This window comes from Pseudanabaena biceps PCC 7429 (assembly GCF_000332215.1).
Lineage (GTDB): Bacteria > Cyanobacteriota > Cyanobacteriia > Pseudanabaenales > Pseudanabaenaceae > Pseudanabaena > Pseudanabaena biceps.
The window spans coordinates 1-3,778 of sequence record NZ_ALWB01000348.1 but is presented as its reverse complement, the minus strand read 5'-3'; the positions used below and the strand labels follow the sequence as shown (position 1 = coordinate 3,778).

Sequence of the window (3,778 nt, the reverse complement as noted above, 5' to 3'; positions counted from 1 at the left end):
TGGAAGTGGCGGCGCTTCGCGCCGCCACTTCCACTTATATTTGCTATTCTTTTGATGCAAAGCAATTAAGTCAAAAGTTCTAGAGTGAATATTGATTATGGTGACAATTATGGATGGCGGTGTTTACGTTTTTTTCTTAGCTACCACTTTAATCATCTTATTTAGCCTCGAAACTAGCATTAAGCGCCTTGAGCGCAGGATGAAACGCATTGATTATTCTCTCAGCTTAATCCTAAATCGAATGGAAATAGAAATTCCATCCCAACTTTCAGAACGGGTTAAACAGATTGCGCTCGATCCCTACCGCAAAATTGAAGCAATTAAGATTTATCGTGAAGAAAATCGCTCAAGTCTTCTCGAAGCTAAAGAAGCTATCGAAAACTTTATAGAGCAAAATATAGAGCGCAATATAGAGCGCAATATAGAGCGCAATCAAAATTGACGATGTTTTGTCTTTAAATCGGGCAAGATAATTCGCCCACTTTACGGGAAAAGAGCATGTTTTCCCGATAATCAACGGGGCAATCGATAACGGCGGGAACATCCTGCCATAGGGCTTCTTTGAGAATGGGAATCAACTCGATCGCGGAAGTTACTCGATACCCTTTGAGCCCCATACTTTCTGCAAGCTTTACAAAATCGGGATTGCCAAACTTGATAAAAGCCGATCGCCCATAGTGGATCTGTTGCTTCCATTCAATCAAGCCGTAACCACCATCATTAAAAATCAGCGTGACAAAGGGCGTGCCGATTCGCGTGGCAGTCTCTAGTTCCTGCATATTCATCATGAAACCGCCATCACCCGTTACCGCTACGATCTTGCGATGGGGATGCACTAGCTTGGCGGCGATCGCTCCAGGAATCGCAATTCCCATCGCGGCAAATCCATTGGAGATAATGCAAGTATTCGGGCGATCGCAATGGTAATGACGCGCCATCCACATTTTATGTGCACCCACATCAGAAATCACCACATCCTCGGCAGCCATCACTTGGCGAAGATCGTAGACGATTTTTTGCGGTTTAATGGGAAATCCTTCGTCATGGGCGTACTGTTCGTAGGTGGCAAGAATTTGCGGGCGCAAATCGATCGCATGGGGTGAAGGCATTCCCGTGCGATCGCAACGATGCATAATTTCCACCAAGGAATCGGAAATATCACCAACAATTTCTACCTGTGGCATATAACTGCTATCAACTTCCGCTGGCAACTCCGCAATGTGAATGATGGGAATTGTTCCTTTAGGGTTCCATTTTTTGGGAGCATACTCAATTAAGTCATAACCAACGGCGATCGCCAAGTCCGTTTCATCAAAAGCACAATTAATAATATCCCTTTGTTGTAAACCTAGCGACCAGAGAGCTAAAGGATGGCGGTAAGGAATTACGCCTTTCCCCATAAAGGTATTTGCCACGGGGATATTTAAACGGGTGGCAAAATCCGTTAGCGCTTGGCTAGCACCAGAACGAATTGCCCCATTACCCACCAAAATGAGCGGATTTTTAGACTGGGCGATCAAGATCGCCGCTTCGGAAAGACTGCGATAGGAGGCATACATCGCGTTGCGATCGCTTTTGATCAAGAGCGGTTGCCCTGTAACTTCCATATCCGCAATATTTTCTGGTAAATCAATATGTACGGCTCCGGGCTTCTCTGACTTAGCGAGCTTAAAAGCTTTACGAATAATTTCTGGGGTAATACTTGGGCGCACAATTTGAGCATTCCATTTGGTCACAGGCTCAAACATGGCGACTAGGTCGAGGTATTGATGGGAATTGGTATGCATCCGATCGGTTCCTACTTGTCCCGTAATCGCAATCAATGGCGCACAATCCAAGTTGGCATCAGCAACCCCTGTCATCAGATTAGTAGCTCCCGGACCAAGGGTCGATAGACAGACTCCAGGTTTACCCGTTAGTCTTCCATACACATCTGCCATAAATGCTGCTCCCTGTTCATGGCGGGTAGTAATGAACTTAATTGATGAATTCTCAAGAGCATTGAGAACCGCCATATTTTCTTCCCCAGGGAGTCCGAAAATATATTCCACCCCTTCATTTTCTAGACATTTAACTAATAATTCTGCGGTATTCATTGTTTTACCTGATTTTACCTAGTTTTACCTAACTGGTTTTACCTAAAATATATGGAATGAACTCTAGGCGATCGCAATAGTTTTAATATTCACAAATTCGCGAATACCTTCAATACCCAGCTCTCGACCAAAGCCCGATCGCTTAATCCCCCCAAAAGGAAGTCGAGGATCGGACTTAACCATACTATTCACAAAGACTGAACCCGCTTCAATTTGAGCGATCGCTAGTTCTATTTCCCGTTCGTCCTTAGTCCAAACACTTGCCCCCAGCCCAAAGTTAGTGCTATTGGCAAGGGCGATCGCTTCCCTAATATTGTTGACACGAAATACTGACGCAACGGGACCAAAAAATTCCTCTTGATAGGGCGGCGCACCTAAGGGAATATCTGTCAAAATTGTCGGGGCATAAAAATTTCCCTCCTGTTTAATGCGATATCCACCCACCAAAACCCTGGCTCCAGCATTTACAGTCGCTTTCACCAGTCCATCCAATTCTTGCAAAATTTGTGGTGTAGCTAAGGGACCAACATCTGTTTCCGCTTGCATGGGATCGCCCACCTTCAAAGCCCTAAATTTCTCTACAAACTTAGCAATAAATTGATCGGCGATCGCTTCTTCGAGAATGAAGCGTTTGGCGGCAATGCAGGTCTGCCCATTATTCATTACCCGCGCAGTTACACCTGTAGCTACCGCAACATCGAGATCGGCGGTTTTGAGAACGATAAATGGATCGCTGCCGCCTAGTTCCAAAACTACTTTTTTGAGATTATGCCCTGCGATCGCAGCGAGGCTTTGTCCAGCAGGTTCACTCCCCGTTAAAGTAGCAGCTTTTACTCTCGGATCGGCAACCAGATTCGCCACTCGCTCCGCACCAACGAGTAGGGTTTGAAAAGCGCCATCAGGTAAGCCCACTGCATGGAAGATTTCCGCGATCGCCAAAGCGCATTGGGGCACATTTGAAGCATGTTTTAACAGCCCCACATTGCCCGCCATCAAGCAGGGTACGGCAAAGCGAAACACTTGCCAAAAGGGAAAGTTCCAAGGCATCACCGCTAAAATAATCCCTAAAGGTTGGTAGCGAATTAGGGCTTGACCAGCATCGATCGTTACAGGTGTGTCAGCTAAAAATTGCGGGGCATATTCGGCATAAAACCGACAGAGATGGGCACATTTCTCAACTTCCGCGATCGCACTTTTGAGGGTTTTTCCCATCTCAAGGGTGATAATAATCCCAAATTCCGTTTTTTTTGCCTCAAGGATATCTGCAACTCGATACATCCATTGGGCGCGTTCGGCAAAACTGGTGTACTTGTAGGTCGCAAAGGTGCGATCGGCAAGGGCTAGTTTATGCTCGATTTCCCCATCTGTTAAAGGCGTAAAGGTCTTTAATACCTCTCCCGTTACAGGATTGATTGATGCGATCGCCACGATCTTTTCTCCATTCCTGAAAATCTATAACCAGCTCAAGATGAACTTCAACAAACTATTTGGCAAGAACCATTTGGCAAGAACCATTTGGCAAGAACCATTTGGCAAGAACTATTTAAGATTGCTATATGTAAGATCTTAATCCTTGCGATCGCCAAATCCACCGATAATTCAACTTAATTTAGGATTCATAAGTAAGTGGGCTTAGTTAAATATAAAGCCCTAAAACCTGCGGCGCACGCTGCGCGTGCGCC

General features: G+C 45.5%; 3 protein-coding genes. 1 reads left to right on the top strand and 2 read right to left on the bottom strand.

Annotated features, from left to right (window positions below; genetic code table 11):
* Positions 1-97 precede the first annotated feature (97 nt).
* Complete coding sequence (locus PSE7429_RS22095; protein WP_009629609.1) at positions 98-442, top strand: hypothetical protein; 345 nt, start codon at positions 98-100, stop codon at positions 440-442.
* Between the two features lie 13 nt (positions 443-455).
* On the opposite strand, the gene PSE7429_RS22090 is transcribed toward PSE7429_RS22095, so the two are convergent.
* Together PSE7429_RS22090 and PSE7429_RS22085 are read right to left on the bottom strand one after the other, a co-directional pair.
* On the bottom strand, positions 456-2,096 hold the full coding sequence (locus PSE7429_RS22090) for an acetolactate synthase large subunit (protein WP_009629608.1): 1,641 nt from the start codon (positions 2,094-2,096) through the stop codon (positions 456-458).
* Positions 2,097-2,159: 63 nt separating this feature from the next.
* Positions 2,160-3,524, bottom strand: a complete 1,365-nt coding sequence (locus tag PSE7429_RS22085) for an NAD-dependent succinate-semialdehyde dehydrogenase (protein WP_009629607.1) — start codon at positions 3,522-3,524, stop codon at positions 2,160-2,162.
* Positions 3,525-3,778 lie beyond the last annotated feature (254 nt).